Here is a 992-nt window from a genome sequence, read left to right on the forward strand (position 1 = left end):
GTGCCGACACTATTGATGCCGGAGACGGCCAGGATTATGTCTATGGTGGTGATGATAACGACGCAATCAATGGCAATAGTGGGGATGATTATCTGTATGGTGATGTCGGTGATGACGTTATTGCAGGAGGAGAAGGAGACGATGTCATTTTTGGCGGAGCAGGAAATGATACCTACCTGTATAGCCTGGGTGATGGTGCTGACTATATCTCGACCTATGATGAAACTGAAGGTCGACAAGATGTCCTTGTTTTCGATGAGTCGATTGCTGCCCAGACCAGCTATGTGACACGAAGTGGTGATGATCTAAAGCTTGTTCTTGGCAATGATGACAGCATCGTCGTTGAAAGCTTCTTTAAAGAAGATGACCCTAATTACGCCTTAACAGCGATTAACTTTTCCGACGGTACTTCATGGGACAGCGATGAAGTGCGAAGCCGAATTCAGGCTGCAACACCGTATGACGATGTCGTTCAAGCGAGTGCAGAAGGTGAGGTCATTAGCGGGCTTGCGGGCAATGATACGATCACAGGTCAAGAGGGGAATGACCAATTCTTCGGTGATGAAGGTAATGACATATTGTCTGGAAACCAAGGGAGTGATGAGCTAAATGGGGGGGATGGGCAAGACACATTATATGGAAATGATGGTGATGACACCTTAATTGGCGGTAATGGCGATGACTATTTATACGGAGGTGCGGGCCATAATATCTATCACTATGCTTTGGGAGATGGGAATGATCAAATTCGTGCAGAAGGTGCTGAAGCGTCTCATCTACTCATATTTTCCGAGACGGTTGACCCAAGTGAAATAGACCTGGTGAATAGCGACGATGATTTGATCATAACCCTGACTGCCAGCGGAGAAACAATCGAAGTCTTTGGCTTTTTCGATACGGATCCAAGCCAGAGAACAAGTCTCTCGATTCAATTTGATGCAACTTCGTCAACATGGTCAGATTCTGAGCTTCGAACTAAAACATTTGAGGCA

At 46.1% G+C, this 992-nt stretch carries 1 protein-coding gene; it reads left to right on the forward strand.

The window, feature by feature from the left end; all coding sequences use genetic code 11:
- Positions 1-992 (forward strand): calcium-binding protein (locus A3729_RS02610; RefSeq protein WP_304439680.1); only part of this gene is annotated, 992 nt, incomplete at both ends.

The sequence above is a fragment of the Oleiphilus sp. HI0043 genome (assembly GCF_001634935.1).